The following is a 19,979-nucleotide window of genomic DNA, read 5'->3' as shown; positions in this document are numbered from 1 at the left end:
AAACCGGACTACGAAACGACCCAGCTCATCGCATCGTCCCTGCTGGAGAACAGCCGCAGGTCAAGGCCGCCTTTTTGAGCTTCCGCCTGCACGACGCCGGTGATCTTCTCCGCCTGGATGACCAGGGCGACTTTTCGCATTTGCGCCAGATGAGTTGCCATCAACGCACCGACCGCCTTCCGCTCGGGCACGCCCAGCCACCCTACCAATCCGCCCAGATCGACCAGGAGGCGGTCGCTGCGGCTGCCGCTGATGGCAGCGTTCAGCTCGCGCAGCGCCTGGTCCCACGCTTCGAGCGACACCAAGCCGGCCAGGCGCGCTATGACCGGGCCGTCTTGCGAGAGAATGCTGACCTGTAGCATGAGTTGTTGTCGGTGTATCGCGAGAGTTGGAGCCAAAGCATAGTTCAGATTGATTTGTCGATTCCGGCCATCGTCGATCGTCGTGGTTGCAGAGGGCCTTCCTCTGCTTTTTCGGGAACTGATCATGTCCACCAATACCGTCCGACTTCACCGTGTTCTGCGTGCGCCGCCCGATCGCATCTATCGAGCGTTTCTGAATGCCGATGCAATGGCCAAGTGGCTGCCGCCGAATGGCTTTACCGGCAAGGTCCACCAGATGGATGCCGAGGTGGGCGGCAGCTGGCGAATGTCGTTCACCAACTTCGCGACGGGTCACCCCATCAGCTTCGGGGGGAAGTACCTCGAGTTGGTCCCTGGCGAACGCCTTCGCTACACGAGTCGCTTCGACGATCCGAACCTGCCTGGAGAAATGCAGACCACCGTCTCGCTGGTGGCGGTGTCCTGCGGCGCCGAGCTCACGGTCGTGCAGGAAGGCATTCCCGCCGTCATTCCCACCGAAGCCTGCTATCTCGGCTGGCAGCAATCGTTGACGTTGCTCGCGCAACTCGTCGAAGCCGAGGCGCCCTAGCGATCGAGGCCGGCACGCACCTCGGCCATGCACCGCTGCTCAGCCTGGTCGAGCCACGCATTGACGACCGCGGCCTTCTCGTCGGGCAAGTCGCATTCGGCATGGCCATCGGCCTGGCCTTGGGACGCCTGACCGACTTGGGTCATGCAGGCCGCGGCCCAGTGCACGTCGAAGGCCATCCGTTCCGCCTTCTGGCATTCCTCGACGATGGCTCGGCGCTCGTCCGCTTGCCTCGCGGTGCTTTCGCTGTAGCGATAGAAAGCCCCGGCGCCGGCGAGCAGCACCGCCACCAGGATAGATACCTTCAGCCACTTGTCCATACGAGCCACGAGCATCACGCTTAAACATAGCACGGCATCAAGGCGCCGTGTCAGGCCTTTGGAGCAGTCCTACGCCTTGTAGGTGCGCACGAGGCGACGCTGTCGGTTTTGGATGACTCGCTTGTGTTCGTCACCGCACCGAGTTTGCTCGACCGTACTGCTAGCCTGTACTCACAGCGCGCATCGGGCGCGGTGCAACAAGGAAAACTTCATGAGTCTCGGAACCATTCTGCTGATCGTCCTCATCCTGATGCTCGTCGGCGCCATCCCTTCGTGGCCGCACAGCCGCAAGTGGGGCTACGGGCCCAGCGGCGGCCTGGGTCTCGTGGTGTTGATCCTTGTCGTGCTGCTGTTGATGGGGCGGATCTGACACCCTTCAAGGCCGGGGCCTGCGTGGCGCTGTTGCTGTTTGCAGGCGCGGCGCTAGCCGTGGTCACTACGCCGGACGCAGGGTCGGCGCCCGCAGTGCGCGGCGAGGGTCGGGCGGGCCGGGAAGCCTCGGAGGCCGCACGAAGCGCGGCATCGGCGATCGACAGCGCTTTGCACCATGCGGAGGCCGCCGCTCGCGATACGTCCGCCGGCCTGGCGCAGAAATCTCGGAAGGCTTCGCGCCGGGCCGCCGACGCCATGCGAAACGCCCACCGCAAGATCGCCGCCGCGCAATTGACTGCCAAGGGAGAAGGCAAGCAGTTCGCGCTGAGCGCCGAAGAAGCGTCGCGCAGGGCTGTGCAAGCGACGGACGTGGCCGCCGACAAGGCCGATCTGGCAGTGCAGTCCGGGGCACGCGCGGGGAAGGAAGACGCCACCGCCGCTGCGCAAGAGGCACGCGCCGCCCTGCGACAGGCCAAGCTGGCCGCCACCGAAGCGGCGACGGCTGCGAACGAAGCGGCCAAGCGGCACTGACCGCGCCGTCTCCAAAAAACCGCCAACGGCCTTTCGCTCCTGTCGCAATACGCTATATTGCGAGCAAAGTAGTTGAAGGAGGATCGGGCGGGCCTGATGTCGTGCCGTGCAGCGGCAAGGCGCATGCTGTGGCCCATGACCGATGCAAAGCAGCAACTCGCCTTTCCTATCCACGCTTAGCCCAGGCCACGGCGCACGCCGGCTCGCACTGGTGGTGGTGCTGGTTTCACTGGCTGTCTTCCTCGTCGCCGCCCCCTTCGCAAAAGTCCCGCTCCCGCAGCTTCCGGCATTCCTGCCGGTCTACCAATCCGCCCTCGTCGTCTTCGACGTGATCACGGCCATCCTGCTATGGGGGCAGTACGCCATCCTGCGGTCACGCGCACTGCTCATACTGGCCGCCGGCTACATGTTCAGCGCGCTGATGGCCGTGGCGCATGCCCTGAGTTTCCCTGGCCTGTTCGCCCCGGGCGGCCTGCTCGGCGCCGGCCCCCAGACCACTGCCTGGCTCTACTTCTTGTGGCACGGCGGCTTTCCGCTGTTTTTCATTGGGTATGCGGTGCTCAAAGGCAAGGAGCCTGCTGCCGGCGCGGAACCGGCGAACGTGCGCCGGGGAATATTCGGCAGTGCTGTCGCGGCATTCGCGGTCGCCGGTGGATTGGCCCTGCTTGCCACGGCAGGACACGGCTTCTTGCCGCCCATCATGGCGGGCCACACGGATGCACCGACAAAGGTCTTTGTCGCCGGTGCCACATGGCTGTTCGGCCTCGGCGCATTGATAGTCCTGTGGCGGCGCCGGCCGCATTCGGTGCTCGACCTGTGGCTGATGGTCGTGATGTGCGCCTGGGCGGCCGACAGCGCCCTGGCCGCGGTGTTCAACCATGCCCGGTACGACATCGGCTGGTACGCGGGCCGCATCTACGGGCTGCTGGCCAGCGGCTTCGTGCTGGTGGTTCTGCTGCTGGAAAACGGCATACTCCACGCCCGGCTTGCGCAGGCCCACGGACAGCTGGCCGAGAAAAACGAGCAACTGGCGCAAGCCACCAAGCTGAAATCGGAATTCCTTGCCAACATGTCCCATGAGCTGCGCACGCCGCTCAACGCCATCATCGGGTTCTCCGAAATCCTCAAGGACGGGTTGGTGGGCGAACTGGCGGCGGGGCAGCGCCAATACGTCGCCGATATCCACTCCAGCGGCCAGCATCTGCTGTCGCTGATCAACGACGTCCTCGATCTCTCCAAGATCGAGGCCGGCCACATGTCACTGGACCTGGAGCCCACTGCAGCCGCGGCGCTGTTCGAGCATTGCCTGTCGATCGTCAAGGAAAACGCGGCCAAGCGGCGCGTGCAACTGGACCTGGATGTGCCGGAGCTGGGCACGCTCCTGGTGGATCCCCGCAGAACCAAGCAGATCCTCTACAACCTTCTGTCCAACGCGGTGAAGTTCTCCACCGGGGGTGGCAAGGTGACGCTCAGCGCCCGCAGAGTCGGTCGCGGCGATGTCGAAGGCTGGAAGGAGGACGCCGCCACACTCCTTCAGATGCCGTTGCCTGCCGCGCCCGGCGCCGAATACCTGCAGATCGTCGTCGAGGACACCGGCATCGGCATCGCTCCCGGGGATGCGCAGCGGCTGTTCCGGATGTTTTCCCAGCTGGATTCTTCGCTGGCGAAGGAAGCCGAAGGCACCGGCCTGGGCCTGGCGCTGGTCGAGAAACTGGCGCAGCTGCACGGCGGCAGCGTCGCCGTGGCCAGCACACCCGGGCAAGGGAGCCGCTTCTTCGTGTGGCTGCCATGGCGGGAGGCCCGCGTGGCGGCCGGGGCGACGCCACTCGCGCCGCGCCAGGGTCCGGCTTGGGCCGGGCGGCCGCTGGCCCTGGTGATCGAGGACAACGACCATGCCGCCGAACTGATGCGCGTGCAGCTGGAGCCGGAGGGGTTCGAGATCGTCCGTGCGGCGTCGGCCCGGCACGCACTCGAGCTGCTGACGACGCGGCTTCCCATGGTCATCATCCTGGATCTTCTGCTGCCGGACATGGACGGCTGGGACCTGCTGGCGCTGCTCAAGCTGCCGGATGCCCCTTCGGCCCACATCCCGGTAGTGATTGTCTCGATCGTGGCCGACGTGCAAAAAGGTTTTTCGCTGGGCGCCAGCGCCGTGCTGCAAAAACCGGTCAGCCGCGTTGAACTGCTGGGGGCATTCGACGATGCGGGCATGACCGGAGCCAGGCCGGTCACCCGGGTGTTGATCGTTGACGACGATCCGAAGGCAGTGGAGTTGCTCGCCACTTACCTCCAGGGGCCGCACTATCAGGTGTTGCGGGCTCATGGCGGCGGGGAAGGCATAGCGATGGCGCGGCGCGAACAGCCGGACCTGATCGTGCTCGACCTGATGATGCCGGAAGTCAGCGGCTTCGACGTGGTCGAGATGCTGAAGGACAGCCAGGATACCGCCGCGATCCCGGTCGTGGTGGTCACGGCCAAGACGTTGACCGCGCAAGACAAGGCCACGCTCCACGGCCTGGTCGCGGCGGTGCTGCAGAAATCAACGTTCGATCGCGGCCGCTTTGCCAACGAGGTCCGCCGCGCCATTGCGACGAGCCCGCCGGTGCTGCCGGAGGAGGTCGCCGCGTCATGAGCGATCCACTGGAATCGAGCTTGCCTGTGGTCCTTGTCATTGACGACAAGGAATTCAATCTCCGCCTCATGCGCGCTTACTTGCAGTCCGAGCCCTACCAAGTCATCACCTGCAGCGATCCGAGGCAAGCCCTCCAGCTGGTTGCGGACAACCCGCCAGACCTGGTACTGCTGGACCTGATGATGCCGGTTCTGGACGGCTTTGCCGTGCTCGACTTGCTCAAGAAGGCCGTGCCCCAGGTTCCCGTGGTGGTGATCAGCGGCCTGGACGAGCGCGACACCAGGCTGCGCGGACTGGCAGCGGGGGCCCGGGACTACCTGACCAAGCCGGTGGACCGGTTCGAGTTGTTGATCCGCGTGCGCAACCTGGTCGCCTTGAAGCAGGCCGGCGATGCGCTGGCTCGCGCCGTCGGGCAGCTCGAATCCGCGAACCGCGATCTCAATGCGTTCGCGGGGGGATTGGCGCACGACCTGCAACAGCCGATCACGACCATCGCGTCCTTCGCCCATGTCATCCAAAAGCGCAGCGGGCATCTGCTGCCTGCTGACGACGTATCGCACCTGAAGCGAATCATCGGTGCCGCGGGGACGGCCCATCGCATGATCCGCGGGCTGCTGGAATTCGCCCGCCTGGGCCAGAAAACCATAGAGACGGTTCCCGTCGACCTGAACCAGGTCGTACAGGAGGCCCGCAGCGCATTGGGCCACGAAGTCCAGGGCCCCGCGATCACCTGGACGGTCGCGCCGCTTCCGCCGGTGCGCGGTGACCCGTCGCTGCTACTGCTCGCCTTCATCAACCTGCTGTCCAACGGCATCAAGTACAGCGGCACGCGCAACCAACCGGCGATCTGGATCGACGGGCAGGCCGGCCCGGGCACAGCGCGCGCGATCCGCATACGCGACAACGGCGTCGGTTTCGACATGGCGCACGCCGACCGCCTGTTCAGCCCCTTCGAGCGCCTGCACAGCGCCGCCGAGTTCGAGGGCACGGGAATGGGCCTGGCCAATGTGCGCCGCATCATGGAGCGGCACGGCGGGTCGGTGCATGCCGAGTCGGCCCCCGACCAAGGGGCGACGTTCACCTTGCTGTTTCGTGCCTGAGCTGCGTTCGCCGATTCGGCCCGATGAAAGTCGCCACCAAATCCGGATATCTGAGCGCCAGCCCGGACCACATCACGGCGGCCACATAGACGCCGAACAGCACGTGCGTTGCAAGCGGTGAGCCGATGCGATAGTGCGTGGCGACCGCACCCCCCAGAAAGCCTGTCAGGTAAATGGCCCCGAGCACGGATGTCCTGGGGATGGCGTACAGCACGACGCCGATCACCAACAGCACACCCAGCGGGATGACGGCGGTTGGCGGCCATCCCAGCTCGACGGTCCCCTTCATGACCGGCTCGATTTGCATCAGCTTGCCGCTCGCATCCAGGATAAAGAACAGGATGGCGAGCAACGACAGGGCGATGCCGGCGCGTTTTCGCCACGTGGAAACGGTGACTGGATGATTCATCGATTGCGCTCCTTCTGGGTGGTTTTTGGGGCCAGCGGAATCCAGCCGTTGCGCCGGAACGCCTCCCACACGGCCATGGCATGCCCATGGCCGAGGCCCGAGCTGCCTTTGAGCCACGAGACAAACTCCATGGTCTTGGTGTCCGGCCGCAGCACGCCGCTGCGGACGGCCTCTTCGAAGAAATCCTTGGGTTCCTTGCCAGTCTTGGCCTCGATGTTCCTGATGTAGGCTTCGAACGTCATTCCACAGGTCCTTTCATTTGACTATAGCGTACTATATTTAATATGGCAACCTCTAGCAAGCGAGCCTATCGCTCGACCAGCCGCCCCGAGGGCGCCAATCGCACCCGCGCCAAAGTGCTGGAAGCGGGGAGACACCTGTTTTCGCGCAAGGGAATCGACGCCACCACCATCGCCCAGATCGCGGAGCGCGCGGGCGTATCGGAGGCCACGGTGTACGCGACCGTGGGCTCCAAGTCGGGGCTGCTGGATGCGCTGATGCGTGAAGCGCTGTTCGGCCCGCGCTTCAAGAGCGCCCAGGACAAGCTGGAGGGCGTCGCCGATCCCGTGCAGCGGATCGCGCTGACCGCCCACATCGCGCGCGCGATCTACCAGGCCGAGAGCGCGGAGCTCAGCCTCCTGATGAAGGCATCAGCGTTCTCGCCGGAGCTGCGCAAGTCGCAACAGGAATTCGAGACCCTGCGGCGAGACATGCAGCGCGAACGTATCGATGCCTTGTTCAAGGCCGGCCGCGCCAGGAAAGGACTGACCAAGGAAACGGCCGCCACGCTCATGTGGATGTTCACCGGCAGGGAGATCTATCACAAGCTGGTGCACGAATCGGGTTGGACGCCCGACCGATTTCAGGATTGGCTGGAACGCACACTGTTGGAGAGTTTGACCGACACCGTCACTCCGGCTGAGCGCTCACTTTCCTGATCGCGCCGACACCGACGTCCTACGCCTGTAGGCGTGCGCGACCGTTCGAGATCGGTATTGGCCGAGGATTCCTTTCGACTTGAGCTGATAGTGCACAGCGTGCAAAAGGCCGATAGTTCATTCATCAGGAGATCCCAAATGATCGATTCGACCCAACACCAATTCGAACTGCGTTTTCAGTCATTGTTCGACTCCGGGCGCGGATTTTCATTTCCCTGCGACCCCACGGGACAGGTCGATCTCGATGGCCTGAGCGAGCGGGCTCGCAACAACTACCTCTACGCCCGGGCGATGGTCGGCCGTGAGCTGGCCGTGCCGGCACTGCGGCCCAGCGGCATGCACTGAAGTTATCGCGGCAACTCGAACAACAGGAAAGGCGGCTGGTCCGGCCGGCTCCGCTGCAGCAGAGGCTTCGCCACGTTGTACACCGGCACACCGCTGATCGTCTTGCTTTCCAGCGTGCCACGATGCGCGTGGCCGTGGAACACGGCGTCCACCGGGTAGCGCAGCAGCGGCTCCTCCAGGCGGCTGGAGCCCAGGAAGGGAAAGATTTCCAGCGGCTCGCCTTGCAGCGTGCCGGCGATCGGTGAGTAGTGCAGCATGGCGATGCGCCGCGGCGTGCGCAGCTTGGCCAGCGCCGATTCCAGCTTCATCGCCTCGTTCAAGGCCTCCTTCACGAACAGCTTGATCGCGGGCTCGCCCCAGGCGCCCAGCGAGCCCCGGCCGAAACCGCCGGCAAAGCCCTTGGCGCCCGCGATGCCCACCCCTTCGATCTCGCAGGCCTCGCCATCGAGCACGCGCACACCGGCGTGCTTGAGCGTGTCGGAGACGATCTCCGGCGTGCCGGACTCGTAGTCGTGGTTGCCCAGGATGGCGACGATGGGCACCTTGACGGCGGCCAGTTCGTCGACCAGCACATGGGCTTCTTCGGCAGTGCCGTAGTCGGTGAGGTCGCCGCACAGCAGAAGCACGTCGGCGGCTTCGGAGGCCTGGGCGAAGAAGGCGCGCAGGCTACCGGCGGAATCCTTGGTCACATGGATGTCGCCGACAACGGCGAAGCGCACGCTGGTGGAGGATTTGGACATGGCAGTCGTTGAGGTGGAACGTTCACATGCTGCCGCGTGCGGCGGCAACCGCCTGTAGGCGGACGCTGACACTGCATGAGGTCCCTCGCCCCTGGGTTCGGCCGGTCCAGCGAGGTTACGCTGGCGCCATGCCCTCAGCCGCCCTTGCACCGTCCCTGGAGGACGAGGTCCCGCTCGAAACCGCCGCCTTCTTTCGGCGCGCGCTTCGGGTGCTGGTCGATGCCCAAGTGCCCTTCCTGGTAGGCGGGGCGTTCGCCCATGCCTGCTTCACCGGCATCCGTCGCTCCACCAAAGACCTGGATCTTTTCATCCGCCGCGAAGATTACGAACGCGTGGCCTTGCTGATGCAAACCGAAGGATGGCGCGCCGAACTCACCTACCCGCACTGGCTGGCCAAGGTCTATGCGGGCGACGACTTCATCGACCTCATTTTCAACTCCGGCAACGGCATCGCGCCGGTGGACGAGCGCTGGTTCCGCAACAACGCGCAGGCCGAAGTGCTGGGCGTGCCGGTGCTTATAGCCAACCTGGAGGACGGGCTGCTGTCCAAGGCCTTCATCATGGAGCGCGAGCGCTACGACGGCGCCGACATCGCCCACCTGTTGCAGGCCAACGCCGAGCACCTGGACTGGCCCGGGCTGCTGGAGCGATTCGGTACGCACTGGCGCGTGCTGCTTGCCCACCTCACGCTCTTTGGCTACATCTACCCCGGCGAACAGCATCGAATTCCGCGCTGGGTGATGGAGACGCTGCTCGGTCGCCTGACCGCCGAGCTTCGCCAGCCGCCCACCGACGACTTTCATGTTTGTGCCGGCACCTTGCTCTCGCGCGCGCAATACCTGCACGACGTGGAGCGACTCGGTTATGTGGATGGCCGTCTCACGCCGGCCAGCACCATGACGCCCGAGGACGTGGCCGTATGGACCGAAGCCATCCCGGCCCAGCAAGCGCAGACCGGCGGGAACGGTTGCTCGCCGAACCTCGAAGATTCGCATGACCCGGCCCGCCCCTGACCCTACTGATGAGTTGATTCGTGAAGAACTGCTCGGAAAGACGGCCTCCGGACGAAACACGCTAAAGAAACGCCTTAGCGCACACGGCATCAATGGCTTATGCGCGCGGCGGCGTGCCCACCCAGACTTCGCTCCATGGAGCCGCGCATCCCGGCTCCAGGAGAATGAAATGTTCGAGCCCACCATGAATCAATTCCAGCTGTGTTTCCGGTCGTTGGTTGACAGCGCGCGGGCCTACGCGTTCCCATGCGATCAGCACGGCCGGGTCGATCTGGACTGCCTGAGCGAACGCGCGCGCACCAACTACCTGTTCGCCCGCGCCATGGTCGGCCGCGCGCTAGCCGTCCCGGCCGTCGAAACGAACGCGTTGCATTGAGGCTGCGAAAGGAGTCCGCTCAAAGCGAGAGCGGCGACTCCAGATGCTCGGCGTACATCATGTCCCGATGCCCGAGCAAGATCGGATCCAGCGCCGCTTCGGTCTGCGCGTCACGCGTTTCGAAAGCCGCCCTGGTGGCCGCGTCCATGTCGCACAGCCTTGCCGGCAGCGGCACGAACATCGCCATGACCGTGGTGCTGTAGATATCGACGGCAGTCAATGAGTCGCCAACGTAGTAGCGGCTGCCCGCTTCGCGCTGCGCCCTGAGCCGGGCCGCGAGCATGCCTAGCAGCTGCGCCACCCGCCTACCGGATGCGGCGCCCGCCTCGGGGCTGTATCCGTACTTCTTGGCCAGGTACTTGGCCGCGCGTTCGGGAAAGCCGCCGGCGTTGTGCAGGCCGGCGTGCACCAGCTGTAGCCGGCGCGACCAGCCCAGGCCCGACTCCCCGCAGATCTCGTGCGACAAGCCGAAAACGACGGCGCGTTGATATGCATCGGCAGGCAGCAGCGCGGGTGTGGGCGCCAGGCGCTCGGCCAACAGGAGTATCTCGGCCCAACCGGCGCGCGGGCGTTCGTCGTCGTACATCGCGATCGGCCCGTTTCGCTGCCCAGCCCAGTCCTTCAAGGCCTCGCTGTCGTAGGCCAGGCGCACGGCAACCCAGTCGATGCGCTTGATGTGCAGGATGCCCTTCGCGGCCTCGCCCCAGGGACTGGGCACGCCGCCGACAACCACCATCCGCAGGCCGCGGCGCTGGATCGCCTCTTCCACACTCACGAATTGAAAAGTCATGCTGCTTGGTATCCCAGCTTCGGATACCAACTATATGCCGCCTCGAAGGCGCTGTGCTTACTGGGCGTGGAACTGTGCCACCGCCCTTTCGAACGCGCGCTCAGCCACCTCGGTGCTGGGCCTGCGACGCAGAGTTACGGCAGAAACGATCTTGGCAATGACGGCAAGTGCGAATCGCATCAGGGCTCTCCTCTACTGCCGAGAGTCTAGGGTTTTAGCAGCCGGCCGGGTAGTACGTGGGGTTACCTATTGCTGTGACAAATGCACAAGTCGCACCCGCGTGGCTGGCTAGCCCGCAGCGACCAGCGCGCAGTACGCTGCCCGCGTAGACGGGGCGACGGATGCGACGAGCTGGGCATAAGGCGTCTTGTGCCGGGCCAGCATCCGTGCCGAGGCGACGGTCTTGGATTTGCAGAACCAGTGGCAGGTGTGCTGCATCAGGAACAGCTCGGCCGACATGGTGAAGGCCGTTTCCTTGGGCGACGCATGTTCACTGCCCTCGACGGCCTGGGCGATCCCGCGTGCGTGGATGGCCAGCGCCTGGCGCATGTCGAAGCAGTAGTTGGGAAACAGCCTGGCGGCAAACGGGATGTAGATCGGCAGCTTGCTCACCCGCGTGTCGGCCTCTTCGGCGCGAGAGAAGTCAGCGGCAAAACGCTTGAACTGGCTGCACAGCTCCTGCTCGATGGAGCGCAGCATGTTCCAGATCGGCTCGCTGCGCTGCGGATCGTCCGCGCCCAGCGCTCGCAGGTAGCCCTGCGTCAGCGTCTGCATGTGCTTTTCGATCTGGTACTTGGCGAGGTAGCCGCCCAGCAGCGCGACCCGGCGGCGCTGATCCCGGGCCTTGAGGATCCAGGCTGCGATGACGACGAGCGCCGCCAGCAAAAACAATTCCATTGCTGCGTTCAGGTTCACGAAGTGGAAAGATCGCAGAGTGTGCCACGCGGCGTAAAGTCTCCCTTTTTCAGCAAGGAATCACCCGCGTCATGGATGACCTCATGTTTTCAGACAACCCGGATGAACACCGCTTCGAACTGCGCAAGGGCGGCGTGGTGGCCGCTTATTCGCAGTACAATCTGCTCAAGGGCGCGGTGCTGTTCACGCACACCGAAGTGTTGCCGCAGTTCGAGGGCCAGGGGCTGGGCTCGAAGCTGGCCAAGTCAGCGCTCGGCGATGTGCGCGCACGCGGCCTGAAAGCCATCCCCGTTTGCACCTTCATGGCGGGTTACATCCGCAAGCACGCCGAGTACCTCGACCTCGTTGCCGAAGAACACCAGCGGGCGTTCAAGCTCTGACGGCTACGGCCGCGCCTGCGCATGCCGCGGCAGGCCGTCGTCCACATGCACCCAGCTCAGTTGGCTCGACACGAAGGTGTGGTCCTGCGGCGGCGCGGCTTCGGGATCATCGAGGCTGCAGACGGTCACGTCGATTTCCTGCTCGGCATCCAGCCTGAAGGTGAGCTGCGTGCCGCACACTGGGCAGCACGTGCGCTGCGCCTTGGCGCTGGAGCGGTAGCTGGCGGGTTGCCCGGCCGTGAAGGCAAAGTCCGCCAGCTTGACGCTGAACCACGCCACCATGGGCGCGCCGGCCGAGCGGCGGCAGATACTGCAGTGGCACACGGTGCGCTGGTGCGGCGCGCCGTGCGCCTCGTAGCGGATGGCGCCGCAAAGGCAGCCACCGGTGAGATTCACGGCTGGTCCTTCGGTATTGGAGGCACAGGCCGTGTACGCCACAACAAGCGCGTGAACGTCCAGCCGACGACCAGCCCCACTGCGTCAGCCACTACATCCAGCGTCTCGGCGGTGCGGTAACCGGTGAAGGACTGAAGCAGCTCGATCAGCCCGCCGTATGCGAGCAGGCCCAGCAGCACCTGGGCCTTGCGCTCGGGGTAAGCGCCGCACCCCAGCATCGCCAGCACCGCGAATGCCACCGCATGCTGCACCTTGTCCCAACCCGTGGGGGGCACGATGGTGTGCGGGGGCGCGAGCGCTGCGACCAGCACCACGACCAGGCATACCGAAAATGCCCAGCGGCTGTAGGCGCGTCGGCGTTCTATCGGCATGCCCGGCTCAGCGGCGGACGGACAAGAGTTCGATCTCGAACTGCAGCGTGGCGTTCGGCGGTATCACGCTGCCTGCCCCGCGTTCGCCATAGGCGATGGCGGGCGGACAGGTCAGGCGGGCCTTGCCGCCGGGCTTCATCATCTGCACGCCTTCGGTCCAGCAGGGGATGACGCGATTGAGCGGAAACTCGGCCGGCTGCCCCCGCTTGTGCGAGCTGTCGAACTCGCGGCCATCGGCCAGGGTGCCGCGGTAATGGACGTTGACCGTGTCGGTCGCGCCGGGGGATGCGCCGGTTCCCTCCTTGAGCGACTGGTAAACCAGCCCGCTCTTGGTGGTGACGGGGCCCGCGGTCTGCGAGATCGCAGTGCAGGCAACGAGGGACAGCGCCGCAGCGCAAAGCAGGATACGCACCAGAAACACTCCTTGATTTGGCCGCATCGGCAGGACACCGGCGGCTCGACCCCCCAATTTAGCGTGTTTTCAGCGCTACGTTCCGATTTCGGCCAGCAGCGCCACCAGCTGGGCCGGGTCGACCGGCTTCACAAGGTGGTGCCGGAAGCCGGCCGCCAGCGCCGCCTTGCGATCCTGCTCCTGGCCGTATCCGGTGACGGCGATCAGCACCGAGTGGGCGGTTTCCGGCTGCGTGCGAAGCCGGTGCGCCAGCTCGTTGCCGTCGATTTCCGGCAGGCCGATATCGAGCAGGCATACATCCGGGGATTCCGCGCGGGCACGTTCCAGGGCCTGGGGCGCGCCATGCTCCACCATCACTTCGTGGCCCGAAGCTTCCAGGAACATGGCCAGCATCTCCGCCGCATCCGCGTTGTCATCGACGACCATGACGCGCAGCGGTTTCGATGTTTGGGAGGGCCTGTTCGCCGGGCGCGGCGGGACCACTTCGGTTGGTTGCTGCATCAGGGGCAGGCATACCGTGAACTTGCTTCCCTTGCCCCGGCCTTCACTCGCGGACTGCACGGTTCCGCCATGCAGTTCCACCAGGCTTTTCACCAGGGCAAGCCCCAGCCCCAAGCCCCCAAAGCTGCGATCGGGCGTGCGCTCGGCCTGGGCAAACAAGTCGAAGACGCGGGCCACCAGCTCCGGCTCCATGCCGATCCCGTCGTCGGTCACGCTGAGCAAGACCCTCTCCCCGCGCACCTCGCTCGCGAGCACGATATGGCCGCCCTCGCGTGTGTATTTGGCGGCATTGTTCAGCAGATTCGCTATGACCTGAACCAGCCGCTCCGGGTCGCCGAGCACCATGGCTGCGTCCGGGCTCAAGTGCAGTGCCAGGTGATGGCGCCGGGCCCGCACCAGCGGGTTCACCTGCTCCACCGCGTCGGTGACGATCTGCCTGATGTCCAATGGCTGCATTTCGAGTTGGACCAGCCCTCGGGTCACGCGCGATACGTCCAGCAGGTCATCCACCAGGCTCGTCATGTGGACGACCTGCCTGGCTATGATTTCGCTGGTCTTGTGCACGCGGTTTTCGTCCAGCTTGGCGATGCGCAACAGCTCGGCAGCTGCACGGATGGGAGCAAGCGGGTTTCTCAGTTCGTGCGCCAGCATGGCCAGGAACTCGTCCTTGCGGGCGTCGGCGTCCTTCAGCTTTTGAACCGCCTGGCTCAGCTCTTCCTGGACACGCTTGATCTCTTCTTTTTCCTCGACGCATCGCTCGAGCAGCTTGTGTTCGGTCAGGTCCACCGTGACCTTCGAAAACCCCACGTGCCGGCCCGAATGGTCGCGCAGCGCGGTGAGTGCGGTGCGCGCCCAGAAAAGGCTTCCATCTTTGCGCTTGCGCCAGGTTTCTTCCTTGTAGAAGCCATGCTCCCTGGCCTGGTCCAGGTTGTGTTGGGGCCAGTTGCGGGCCCTGTCCTTCTCGGTGTAGAGCAGCGACAGGTGGCTGCCAATGGCTTCCTGCGCGGTATAACCCTTCATCTCCTCGGCTGCGCGGTTCCAGACGGTGATGATCCCCTGCGGGTCCATGAAGAACACGGCAACTTCCTCGATCTCCTCGCTCATCAGCCGGTGAAGTTCGGCAACCTGGTGATCCGGCAGTGACGTTGCCAGATAGGGGTTGGGCACGGTTGTTCTCCTTCCGTGAAGCGTGCAGCCTCGTCTCGAAGGAATAGATGGTGCGGCGAACGCCCGGCCCGCCGTGTCGGACAAAGCCCAGCCCGGGCAGTTATCGAAAGCTTCAGCGTTTGTGGGTCAGCGCCTGTCGGGCGCCACCCGCCAGATGACATTGCCGACATCGTCCGCCACCAGCAAGCCGCCGTGCTGGTCGAGTGCTACGCCCACCGGGCGGCCATAGGCCTTGCCGTCGGAGCTGAGAAAGCCGCTGAGGAAGTCGATCTTGCGCCCCGCGGGCTTGCCCTGCGCGAAGGGAACGAAGGTCACCTTGTAGCCACTGAGCGGCTGACGGTTCCAGGAGCCGTGCTCGCCGATGAAGGCGCCGCTGGCAAAGGGCGCAGGCATGCGCGCATCGGAGAACGCCAGGCCCAGCGGCGCGACGTGGCTGCCCAGCGCGTAGTCCGGTGCCAGCGCTTTCGCGACCAGATCGGGGCGCGGCGGCTGGACCCGCTCATCGACATGCCGGCCCCAGTAGCTCCACGGCCAGCCATAGAAAGCGGTGTCCTTCACTGAGGTCAAGTAGTCGGGCACGAGATCGCTGCCGAGCTCGTCGCGCTCATTCACCACGGTCCACAGCGCGCCGGACGTCGGCTCCCAACCCAGGCCATTGGGGTTGCGCAGCCCGCCGGCGAACAGGCGCTTCTGGCCGGAAGCGCGGTCGATCTCCCAAATTGCCGCGCGGCCTTCTTCGATCTCCATGCCCTTCTCCGCCACGTTGCTGTTGGACCCCACGGTCGCATACAGCTTGCTGCCGTCGCGGCTGGCGATGATGTTCTTGGTCCAGTGATGGTTGATGCCGGCCGGCAGGTCCGTCACCTTCACGCCCGGCGCGGTGATCTGCGTCTGCCCGGGTGCGTATGGGAAGCGCAACACCGCATCGGCATTGGCCACGTACAGATCGCTGCCGACCAGGGCCATGCCGAAGGGCGAATGAAGCTTGTCGATGAAGACGCTTTTAGCTTCGGCGACGCCATCGCCATCGGTGTCGCGTAGCAAGGTGATGCGGTCGGCGCTGGGCACCCCGGCCCCGGCGCGCTGCGTCACCATCTTCATGATCCGGGCCTTGATGCCCTTGGGTTCCTGGTCCGGCGGCGGGGCGGGCTTGTTGCTCTCGGCCACCAGCACGTCGCCATTGGGCAGCACATGGACCCAGCGAGGATGATCCAGCCCGCGCACCAGCGCAGTCACCTTGAACCCGGCGGGCGCCTTCGGCATGGCGCCATCGGGCCAGCCCTGGGCGGGCGCTATGTTGACGGTGGGGATCAGGCTCTTGACGGGCGGCGGCAGCGTGGGGTTGGGGCCTTCGCCCGCCTCGGGCGGCAGGCGCGCGATATCGCCGCAAGCTAGAAGGCTGGCGCAGGCAAGAACTATCACTAGCCGCAAAACCATGGCCTCTGGAGTCTGGAATTGGCTCATCCGGGCGTCTGTAGGCCGAAACCGCCAAAATACGCCCATGACCCAAGAGCTCTTCCGTGAAAACGCCTACCTGAAGGAATGCGCGGCCGTCGTCGCTGCCATCGGCGACCAGGGCATCGTGCTGGATCGCACGGTGTTCTATCCGCTGGGCGGCGGCCAGGCCGGCGACAGCGGGGTGCTGGTGCTGGCGGGCGGTGAAGAACTGGCGATCGCCGACACCCGCAAAGGCAAGGATGCCGAGGGCCGGCCGACCGCTGAAATCTGCCACCTTCCCGGCGCTAACCAGGAGGCGCTGCTGTCAGCCCTGAAACCCGGCGACAGCGTCACGGTCCGCGTGGACTGGGAGCGTCGCCACCGGCTGATGCGCTTTCACACCACCACGCACCTCTTGTGCAACCTGGTGCCGCAACTGGTGAACGGCTGCTCGATCACGCCCGACTACGCGCGGCTGGACTTCAACATGACCGACCCCTTGGACAAGGAAGCGCTGACGCAGGGCATCGCCCGCCTGGTCGCGGCCGGCCATCCGGTGGTCGTCAGTTCCATCACCGACGAGGAGCTGGACGCCAACCCCGCGCTGGTCAAGAGCATGTCGGTGCAGCCCCCGCGCGGCACCGGGCGCATACGCACGATCCGCATCGGCGGCGACGACCAGATCGATTTCCAGCCCTGCGGCGGCACCCATGTCGCCAACACGGCCGAGATCGGCGCGGTGGTGGTGACCAAAATAGAAAAGAAGAGCGCTACCACCCGCCGCGTGGTGCTGGGCTTTGCCTGAGGAACTTTTGCGCTACCGCTGAGCTCCCATACCTTGATGATTCCTACCCGCTTGCTGAAGGCCATCGCCTTGATGGCCGCCTTTTTGCTGCCGTGCGCGGCCGGCGCGCAAATGGGCGCCAAGAGCGTCGTGACCACCGAGCGCGTGCGCGCCGAACTGATGGCGCACGCGCCCGAGGGCGTTGAACCCGGCAAACCGGTCTGGGTGGGCCTGCAACTGGCGCACCAGCCCGAGTGGCATACCTACTGGAAGAATTCGGGCGACTCGGGCCTGCCCACCCAATTGCAGTGGACGCTGCCGCCGGGCGTGCTGGCCGGCGACATCGCCTGGCCGGTGCCCAAGAAGATTCCGATCGGCACGCTGGCCAACTACGGCTACGAGGGCACGGTGCTGTTGCCGGTGCCGCTCACCATCACGCCCGACTTCAAGCCCTCGCTGCTCGGTGGCGACATGGAGGTCAAGCTCAAGGCCAGTTGGCTGGTCTGCAAGAAGGAATGCATCCCCGAGGAAGGCGAGTTCGCGCTGAAGATCCCTGCGCGCAGCACCACGGCGCTGAATGGGCCGGCCTTCCAGGCCGCCTTCGATACGCAACCCCAGCCGCTGGCCGGCGCAAGCAAGGCGCAGATCGAAGGCAACGCACTCAGGATCAGCGTCGCGGGCCTGCCGGCCGCGCTGCTCGGCAAGACGCTGGAGCTCTTCCCCGAGACGGGCGAGGTGATCGAGAACGCCGCCCAGTGGACGCAGGCCTGGCAGGGCGACACCTGGACGGCGCAGGTGCCGGTGTCGCCCCAGCGCAGCCAGAGCCCCGCTGTCATACCGATGGTGCTGGCCTCGGGCACGCAAGGCTGGCGGACCGAGGCCAAGGTCCTGGGCCAATGGCCGGCGGTCGCCGTCGCCGCGGCAGCCGGCATATCGCCGGCGCTCGAGGCCGCGCTGCGCACCAATGCGGCTGCAGTTCCCGCACCGTCGCTGACTTTCGCCGCCGCGTTGCTGGGCGCATTGTTCGGGGGGCTGCTGCTGAACCTGATGCCCTGCGTGTTTCCCATCCTGGCGATCAAGGTGGTGGGCTTCACGCGCCACGCCGACGACCGCCGCGGACATCGCCTGAGCGGACTAGCCTACACCGCCGGTGTGGTGGTCTCTTTCGCGGCCCTGGGCGCTTTGATGCTGGCGCTGCGCGCCGCCGGCGAACAGCTCGGCTGGGGTTTCCAGTTGCAGTCGCCCGCCGTGGTGGCGGCGCTGGCCGCGCTGTTCACGCTGATCGGCCTGAACCTGGCGGGCTTGTTCGAATTCGGCGCGTTCCTGCCTTCCAACCTGGCTTCGCTGGAAGTGCGCCATCCCGTGGTCAACGCCTTTCTCTCGGGCGTGCTGGCGGTGGCGATTGCCTCGCCTTGCACGGCGCCCTTCATGGGCGCTTCGCTCGGCTTCGCAATCGGCTTGCCCGCGGTGCAGGCCTTGCTGGTGTTCGCCGCCATCGGCATCGGCATGGCCTTGCCCTATCTCGCGGCCAGCTGGGTCCCGGCGATCGCGCGGCTGCTGCCGCGGCCCGGGGCCTGGATGGTGACGTTCCGCAAGCTCATGGCCTTCCCGATGTTCGCCACGGTGGCCTGGCTGGTGTGGGTGCTGGGCCAGCAAAGCGGCATCGACGGCGCCGGTGCGCTGCTGGTGCTGCTGGTCGCCATGAGCATGCTGGTCTGGGCCCTGACGCTGCACGGCCGGGCTCGAACCATCGTTTCGGCGATCTCGCTGGCCTCGCTCGCATTGCTGGGATGGACCGCGGGTCCGAGCGTCACCAAGATCCCGGCCCAGCAAACAGCCGGCATCGAGGCGAATGGGTGGCAGGCATGGGAGCCCGGCCGTGTCGATCAGCTGTTGGCAGCGGGCCAGCCGGTGTTCGTGGATTTCACCGCTGCCTGGTGCGTCACCTGCCAGTACAACAAGAAGACCACGCTGGTGGATGAAGATGTGCTTGCCGACCTGACGGCCAAGAAGGTAGCCTTGCTGCGGGCCGACTGGACCCGGCGCGACCCGGCGATCACGGCCGCGCTGGCGCAGCTGGGCCGCAATGGCGTGCCGGTCTATGTGTTCTACAGGAAGGGCAGCCCCCCGGTGGTGCTGTCCGAAGTGCTGGGGGTCGAGGAAGTTCGTTCAGTCATCGCCAACCTGTAGGAGACGATCATCATGTTGCTGCGCCGAACAATTCTCGCCCTCGCCGCTTTCGTCGCCGTGTCCGCCCAGGCTGCGCCCGCCATCGGCCAGAACGCACCCGACTTCACCCTCCAGGACACCAGCGGCAAGACCGTCAAGCTGAGCGACTACCGCGGCAAGCATGTGGTGCTGGAGTGGACCAACCCGGGTTGCCCGTATGTGCGCAAGCACTACGACAGCGGCAACATGCCCGCCACCCAGAAAGAGGCCGTCGACAAGGGCGTCGTCTGGCTGTCGATCAACTCCACCGAGAAGTCTTCCTGGGAATACATGGGGCCCGCCAAGCTCGTAGCCTGGCAGAAGGAGCGCATGGCCCAGCCCAGCGCGGTGCTGCTGGACGAGGAAGGCACGGCCGGCAAGGCCTACGGCGCGCGCACCACGCCCCACCTGTACATCGTCGATCCACAAGGGCGGCTGATCTACGCCGGCGGCATCGACAGCATCCCTTCCAGCAATCCCGACGACATCAAGAGGGCCGTCAACTATGTGCGGCAAGGCTTGAACGAGGCGCTGGCGGGCAAGCCGCTGACGGCGGCCAGCACGCGGCCCTACGGCTGTTCGATCAAGTACAAGAGCTGACTGGCTGCTTGGCTGTCATTGCGGGCTTGACCCACTACTGTCCGGAGATATTTTCAAATAGTGAAAACTGCTGAGAAGCCTCGATTTCGTCGTCGAGATCGACGGCTTTGAGCAGGAGCACATCGATCGGTACCCGATCAAAAAGTGACAGGCTCAGTACCTGCAGGATGGTGTGTAGCGTGGCGGTGAGTTGGAGCCGCTTCTTCACGATCGCCACCAGCACATAGGTAGCGATTGCGATCCAGATTTGCGTCTTCACGGCGTTGGCGCTGTTGCCCACAAATGCCTTGATGCGCAGGTTCTGTTTGATCC

The 19,979-nt window shown here is 65.3% G+C and carries 26 protein-coding genes and 1 pseudogene; 13 read left to right on the top strand and 14 right to left on the bottom strand.

Annotated elements, in window-relative coordinates:
• Positions 1 to 8: 8 nt before the first annotated feature.
• The gene (locus HNE04_RS20955) at positions 9 to 488 is read right to left on the bottom strand and encodes a SpoIIAA family protein (RefSeq protein WP_172223612.1); all 480 of its coding nucleotides are present in this window, start codon (positions 486 to 488) and stop codon (positions 9 to 11) included.
• Between HNE04_RS20955 and HNE04_RS20950 the strand changes: the two genes are divergently transcribed.
• Positions 487 to 930 (top strand): SRPBCC family protein, encoded by a 444-nt coding sequence (locus HNE04_RS20950; protein ID WP_172223609.1) that lies wholly within the window; start codon positions 487 to 489, stop codon positions 928 to 930. The two genes, HNE04_RS20955 and HNE04_RS20950, sit on opposite strands and share 2 nt — an antisense overlap.
• Here HNE04_RS20950 and HNE04_RS20945 read toward each other — a convergent pair.
• Positions 927 to 1,265: a hypothetical protein gene (locus tag HNE04_RS20945; protein WP_172223606.1), complete on the bottom strand. Its 339-nt coding sequence runs from the start codon at positions 1,263 to 1,265 to the stop codon at positions 927 to 929. The genes HNE04_RS20950 and HNE04_RS20945 overlap by 4 nt on opposite strands.
• A 196-nt stretch (positions 1,266 to 1,461) precedes the next feature.
• Between HNE04_RS20945 and HNE04_RS20940 the strand changes: the two genes are divergently transcribed.
• The 4 genes from HNE04_RS20940 (at position 1,462) to HNE04_RS20925 (ending at position 5,885) form a co-directional block, all read left to right on the top strand.
• Positions 1,462 to 1,620 carry a DUF3309 family protein gene (locus HNE04_RS20940; RefSeq protein ID WP_172223604.1) on the top strand — a complete coding sequence of 53 codons (159 nt, stop codon included), beginning with the start codon at positions 1,462 to 1,464 and terminating at the stop codon, positions 1,618 to 1,620.
• A gap of 23 nt (positions 1,621 to 1,643) precedes the next feature.
• Positions 1,644 to 2,153 carry a hypothetical protein gene (locus HNE04_RS20935; RefSeq protein WP_172223601.1) on the top strand — a complete coding sequence of 170 codons (510 nt, stop codon included), beginning with the start codon at positions 1,644 to 1,646 and terminating at the stop codon, positions 2,151 to 2,153.
• Between the two features lie 142 nt (positions 2,154 to 2,295).
• Positions 2,296 to 4,785 (top strand): response regulator, encoded by a 2,490-nt coding sequence (locus tag HNE04_RS20930; protein ID WP_172223598.1) that lies wholly within the window; start codon positions 2,296 to 2,298, stop codon positions 4,783 to 4,785.
• Positions 4,782 to 5,885, top strand: a complete 1,104-nt coding sequence (locus HNE04_RS20925) for a response regulator (protein ID WP_172223595.1) — start codon at positions 4,782 to 4,784, stop codon at positions 5,883 to 5,885. Before HNE04_RS20930 ends, HNE04_RS20925 begins: the two co-directional genes overlap by 4 nt.
• On the opposite strand, the gene HNE04_RS20920 is transcribed toward HNE04_RS20925, so the two are convergent.
• Together HNE04_RS20920 and HNE04_RS20915 are read right to left on the bottom strand one after the other, a co-directional pair.
• Positions 5,863 to 6,294, bottom strand: coding sequence for a DoxX family protein (locus HNE04_RS20920; protein ID WP_172223592.1), 432 nt, complete (start codon positions 6,292 to 6,294; stop codon positions 5,863 to 5,865). The genes HNE04_RS20925 and HNE04_RS20920 overlap by 23 nt on opposite strands.
• Positions 6,291 to 6,536, bottom strand: coding sequence for a DUF4287 domain-containing protein (locus tag HNE04_RS20915; protein ID WP_172223589.1), 246 nt, complete (start codon positions 6,534 to 6,536; stop codon positions 6,291 to 6,293). Before HNE04_RS20915 ends, HNE04_RS20920 begins: the two co-directional genes overlap by 4 nt.
• Before the next feature lie 42 nt (positions 6,537 to 6,578).
• On the opposite strand from HNE04_RS20915, the gene HNE04_RS20910 reads away from it, so the two are divergent.
• Both HNE04_RS20910 and HNE04_RS20905 read left to right on the top strand, forming a co-directional pair.
• Positions 6,579 to 7,232 (top strand): TetR/AcrR family transcriptional regulator, encoded by a 654-nt coding sequence (locus HNE04_RS20910; protein ID WP_172223586.1) that lies wholly within the window; start codon positions 6,579 to 6,581, stop codon positions 7,230 to 7,232.
• A gap of 138 nt (positions 7,233 to 7,370) precedes the next feature.
• Positions 7,371 to 7,577, top strand: a complete 207-nt coding sequence (locus HNE04_RS20905; protein ID WP_172223583.1) for a hypothetical protein — start codon at positions 7,371 to 7,373, stop codon at positions 7,575 to 7,577.
• Between the two features lie 2 nt (positions 7,578 to 7,579).
• Here the strand turns inward: HNE04_RS20905 and HNE04_RS20900 are convergent, their stop codons facing one another.
• Positions 7,580 to 8,317, bottom strand: a complete 738-nt coding sequence (locus HNE04_RS20900; protein WP_172223580.1) for a metallophosphoesterase family protein — start codon at positions 8,315 to 8,317, stop codon at positions 7,580 to 7,582.
• 128 nt (positions 8,318 to 8,445) lie between these two features.
• On the opposite strand from HNE04_RS20900, the gene HNE04_RS20895 reads away from it, so the two are divergent.
• Together HNE04_RS20895 and HNE04_RS20890 are read left to right on the top strand one after the other, a co-directional pair.
• Positions 8,446 to 9,330, top strand: coding sequence for a nucleotidyltransferase (locus HNE04_RS20895; RefSeq protein ID WP_172223578.1), 885 nt, complete (start codon positions 8,446 to 8,448; stop codon positions 9,328 to 9,330).
• Between the two features lie 169 nt (positions 9,331 to 9,499).
• Positions 9,500 to 9,706 (top strand): hypothetical protein, encoded by a 207-nt coding sequence (locus HNE04_RS20890; protein ID WP_172223575.1) that lies wholly within the window; start codon positions 9,500 to 9,502, stop codon positions 9,704 to 9,706.
• Positions 9,707 to 9,725: 19 nt separating this feature from the next.
• On the opposite strand, the gene HNE04_RS20885 is transcribed toward HNE04_RS20890, so the two are convergent.
• The 3 genes from HNE04_RS20885 to HNE04_RS20880 form a co-directional block, all read right to left on the bottom strand.
• On the bottom strand, positions 9,726 to 10,496 hold the full coding sequence (locus HNE04_RS20885; RefSeq protein WP_172223572.1) for a glutathione S-transferase family protein: 771 nt from the start codon (positions 10,494 to 10,496) through the stop codon (positions 9,726 to 9,728).
• 57 nt (positions 10,497 to 10,553) lie between these two features.
• The gene (locus HNE04_RS28340) at positions 10,554 to 10,676 is read right to left on the bottom strand and encodes a hypothetical protein (RefSeq protein WP_268904932.1); all 123 of its coding nucleotides are present in this window, start codon (positions 10,674 to 10,676) and stop codon (positions 10,554 to 10,556) included.
• Between the two features lie 108 nt (positions 10,677 to 10,784).
• Positions 10,785 to 11,393 carry a hypothetical protein gene (locus HNE04_RS20880; RefSeq protein ID WP_172223570.1) on the bottom strand — a complete coding sequence of 203 codons (609 nt, stop codon included), beginning with the start codon at positions 11,391 to 11,393 and terminating at the stop codon, positions 10,785 to 10,787.
• Between the two features lie 89 nt (positions 11,394 to 11,482).
• Here HNE04_RS20880 and HNE04_RS20875 point away from each other — a divergent pair, with 89 nt between their 5' ends.
• Complete coding sequence (locus tag HNE04_RS20875; RefSeq protein ID WP_172223567.1) at positions 11,483 to 11,791, top strand: GNAT family N-acetyltransferase; 309 nt, start codon at positions 11,483 to 11,485, stop codon at positions 11,789 to 11,791.
• 3 nt (positions 11,792 to 11,794) lie between these two features.
• Here HNE04_RS20875 and HNE04_RS28335 read toward each other — a convergent pair whose 3' ends face one another.
• From HNE04_RS28335 to HNE04_RS20850, 5 genes are all read right to left on the bottom strand, one after another.
• Positions 11,795 to 12,187 carry a GFA family protein gene (locus HNE04_RS28335; protein WP_172223565.1) on the bottom strand — a complete coding sequence of 131 codons (393 nt, stop codon included), beginning with the start codon at positions 12,185 to 12,187 and terminating at the stop codon, positions 11,795 to 11,797.
• Positions 12,184 to 12,558: a VanZ family protein gene (locus HNE04_RS20865; RefSeq protein ID WP_172223562.1), complete on the bottom strand. Its 375-nt coding sequence runs from the start codon at positions 12,556 to 12,558 to the stop codon at positions 12,184 to 12,186. The genes HNE04_RS28335 and HNE04_RS20865 overlap by 4 nt, the downstream gene beginning before the upstream one ends.
• Before the next feature lie 7 nt (positions 12,559 to 12,565).
• Positions 12,566 to 12,970 (bottom strand): FKBP-type peptidyl-prolyl cis-trans isomerase, encoded by a 405-nt coding sequence (locus HNE04_RS20860; protein WP_328700376.1) that lies wholly within the window; start codon positions 12,968 to 12,970, stop codon positions 12,566 to 12,568.
• Positions 12,971 to 13,045: 75 nt separating this feature from the next.
• Positions 13,046 to 14,638 carry a hybrid sensor histidine kinase/response regulator gene (locus HNE04_RS20855; protein ID WP_172223556.1) on the bottom strand — a complete coding sequence of 531 codons (1,593 nt, stop codon included), beginning with the start codon at positions 14,636 to 14,638 and terminating at the stop codon, positions 13,046 to 13,048.
• Between the two features lie 126 nt (positions 14,639 to 14,764).
• Positions 14,765 to 16,102: a PQQ-dependent sugar dehydrogenase gene (locus HNE04_RS20850; protein WP_172223553.1), complete on the bottom strand. Its 1,338-nt coding sequence runs from the start codon at positions 16,100 to 16,102 to the stop codon at positions 14,765 to 14,767.
• A 37-nt stretch (positions 16,103 to 16,139) separates the two neighbouring features.
• On the opposite strand from HNE04_RS20850, the gene HNE04_RS20845 reads away from it, so the two are divergent.
• The 3 genes from HNE04_RS20845 to HNE04_RS20835 are packed head-to-tail and all read left to right on the top strand — an operon-like array spanning position 16,140 to position 19,667.
• On the top strand, positions 16,140 to 16,880 hold the full coding sequence (locus HNE04_RS20845; RefSeq protein ID WP_172223550.1) for an alanyl-tRNA editing protein: 741 nt from the start codon (positions 16,140 to 16,142) through the stop codon (positions 16,878 to 16,880).
• 36 nt (positions 16,881 to 16,916) lie between these two features.
• Positions 16,917 to 19,049 (top strand): protein-disulfide reductase DsbD family protein, encoded by a 2,133-nt coding sequence (locus HNE04_RS20840; RefSeq protein WP_172223547.1) that lies wholly within the window; start codon positions 16,917 to 16,919, stop codon positions 19,047 to 19,049.
• 12 nt (positions 19,050 to 19,061) lie between these two features.
• Positions 19,062 to 19,667 carry a thioredoxin family protein gene (locus HNE04_RS20835; protein WP_172223545.1) on the top strand — a complete coding sequence of 202 codons (606 nt, stop codon included), beginning with the start codon at positions 19,062 to 19,064 and terminating at the stop codon, positions 19,665 to 19,667.
• 34 nt (positions 19,668 to 19,701) lie between these two features.
• Here HNE04_RS20835 and HNE04_RS20830 read toward each other — a convergent pair.
• A pseudogene (locus tag HNE04_RS20830) lies at positions 19,702 to 19,979 on the bottom strand (IS4 family transposase); the annotation flags it as partial.

It is taken from the genome of Caenimonas soli (assembly GCF_013155545.1).
In the GTDB taxonomy this organism is placed as follows: domain Bacteria; phylum Pseudomonadota; class Gammaproteobacteria; order Burkholderiales; family Burkholderiaceae_C; genus Ramlibacter; species Ramlibacter soli.
The sequence above is the reverse complement of the archived record's forward strand: the minus strand, read 5'-3'. Positions and strand labels throughout refer to the sequence as shown.

Excerpts from the sequence above, each read along its gene's own strand:
- HNE04_RS20845 (WP_172223550.1), top strand. The coding sequence starts at position 16,140 with ATGACCCAAGAGCTCTTCCGTGAAAACGCCTACCTGAAGGAATGCGCG.
- HNE04_RS20835 (WP_172223545.1), top strand. The coding sequence starts at position 19,062 with ATGTTGCTGCGCCGAACAATTCTCGCCCTCGCCGCTTTCGTCGCCGTG.
- HNE04_RS20910 (WP_172223586.1), top strand. The coding sequence starts at position 6,579 with ATGGCAACCTCTAGCAAGCGAGCCTATCGCTCGACCAGCCGCCCCGAG.
- HNE04_RS20905 (WP_172223583.1), top strand. The coding sequence starts at position 7,371 with ATGATCGATTCGACCCAACACCAATTCGAACTGCGTTTTCAGTCATTG.
- HNE04_RS20920 (WP_172223592.1), bottom strand. The coding sequence starts at position 6,294 with ATGAATCATCCAGTCACCGTTTCCACGTGGCGAAAACGCGCCGGCATC.
- HNE04_RS20955 (WP_172223612.1), bottom strand. The coding sequence starts at position 488 with ATGATCAGTTCCCGAAAAAGCAGAGGAAGGCCCTCTGCAACCACGACG.
- HNE04_RS20840 (WP_172223547.1), top strand. The coding sequence starts at position 16,917 with ATGATTCCTACCCGCTTGCTGAAGGCCATCGCCTTGATGGCCGCCTTT.
- HNE04_RS20925 (WP_172223595.1), top strand. The coding sequence starts at position 4,782 with ATGAGCGATCCACTGGAATCGAGCTTGCCTGTGGTCCTTGTCATTGAC.
- HNE04_RS20930 (WP_172223598.1), top strand. The coding sequence starts at position 2,296 with ATGCAAAGCAGCAACTCGCCTTTCCTATCCACGCTTAGCCCAGGCCAC.
- HNE04_RS20895 (WP_172223578.1), top strand. The coding sequence starts at position 8,446 with ATGCCCTCAGCCGCCCTTGCACCGTCCCTGGAGGACGAGGTCCCGCTC.
- HNE04_RS20915 (WP_172223589.1), bottom strand. The coding sequence starts at position 6,536 with ATGACGTTCGAAGCCTACATCAGGAACATCGAGGCCAAGACTGGCAAG.
- HNE04_RS20945 (WP_172223606.1), bottom strand. The coding sequence starts at position 1,265 with ATGCTCGTGGCTCGTATGGACAAGTGGCTGAAGGTATCTATCCTGGTG.
- HNE04_RS20880 (WP_172223570.1), bottom strand. The coding sequence starts at position 11,393 with ATGGAATTGTTTTTGCTGGCGGCGCTCGTCGTCATCGCAGCCTGGATC.
- HNE04_RS28340 (WP_268904932.1), bottom strand. The coding sequence starts at position 10,676 with ATGCGATTCGCACTTGCCGTCATTGCCAAGATCGTTTCTGCCGTAACT.
- HNE04_RS20865 (WP_172223562.1), bottom strand. The coding sequence starts at position 12,558 with ATGCCGATAGAACGCCGACGCGCCTACAGCCGCTGGGCATTTTCGGTA.
- HNE04_RS20885 (WP_172223572.1), bottom strand. The coding sequence starts at position 10,496 with ATGACTTTTCAATTCGTGAGTGTGGAAGAGGCGATCCAGCGCCGCGGC.
- HNE04_RS20850 (WP_172223553.1), bottom strand. The coding sequence starts at position 16,102 with ATGAGCCAATTCCAGACTCCAGAGGCCATGGTTTTGCGGCTAGTGATA.
- HNE04_RS20900 (WP_172223580.1), bottom strand. The coding sequence starts at position 8,317 with ATGTCCAAATCCTCCACCAGCGTGCGCTTCGCCGTTGTCGGCGACATC.
- HNE04_RS20950 (WP_172223609.1), top strand. The coding sequence starts at position 487 with ATGTCCACCAATACCGTCCGACTTCACCGTGTTCTGCGTGCGCCGCCC.
- HNE04_RS20890 (WP_172223575.1), top strand. The coding sequence starts at position 9,500 with ATGTTCGAGCCCACCATGAATCAATTCCAGCTGTGTTTCCGGTCGTTG.
- HNE04_RS20940 (WP_172223604.1), top strand. The coding sequence starts at position 1,462 with ATGAGTCTCGGAACCATTCTGCTGATCGTCCTCATCCTGATGCTCGTC.
- HNE04_RS20875 (WP_172223567.1), top strand. The coding sequence starts at position 11,483 with ATGGATGACCTCATGTTTTCAGACAACCCGGATGAACACCGCTTCGAA.